Source organism: Ligilactobacillus murinus DSM 20452 = NBRC 14221, from assembly GCF_001591685.1.
GTDB classification, from domain to species: domain Bacteria; phylum Bacillota; class Bacilli; order Lactobacillales; family Lactobacillaceae; genus Ligilactobacillus; species Ligilactobacillus murinus.
Window position 1 is genome coordinate 1 of record NZ_BCVJ01000134.1, and the last position, 599, is coordinate 599.

1 protein-coding gene is annotated in these 599 nt (G+C 38.1%); it reads left to right on the plus strand.

Annotated features, from left to right (window positions below):
• A partial coding sequence (locus LMU01S_RS10610) for a hypothetical protein (RefSeq protein ID WP_169795917.1) occupies positions 1–599 on the plus strand: 599 nt, incomplete at both ends.

Genomic DNA, 599 nt, shown 5'->3' on the forward strand with positions numbered 1-599 from the left:
TGCATTGATGGTTGATGGCTTTTTTATGCTGTTAGGGCTGGGGATAACAGCTATGACAGGTGGCGTTGCCGTTCCAGTACTAATGGCTTTTGGCATGGCTTTGGACGGACTAAATTTGTATGAAGACTATACGAAAATGAAATCAGGCAAAAAATATGGTAGTAATCCAATAAAATGGTTGTTAATGAAAAGCGGATTAAGTAGAGAACGTACGGAAGATGCTTATGTATTTTTGAATTTAGCAGGTAGTGTATCAGGTTCGGCTGGAGCATACAAGTCTTTAGTGAAAGAGGGGCAGTTTGTAAGTAAGGGAATAAAAACAAAACCGTTACTGCAAAATAGTAAACAGGTGTGGCGAGATTCTACAAGTGTAAAGAATCTATTTAATTTTGCCGATGATAGTAAGGTTACTGGAAGTACAGCTAAAAAAGTGATGCAAGCTTTTGGGCACGATGCGCATGCGATAGGCGATAATGTCAAAACAGCCAAGAAACATAAGCTATTGTTAGAAGGTGTTGTTCCAAAATTAAGTAAGGGTGCTTCAGGAAAAGTTATTACAAAGACATATGCCAAAGAAACGTTGAAACAAGTAACTTTTG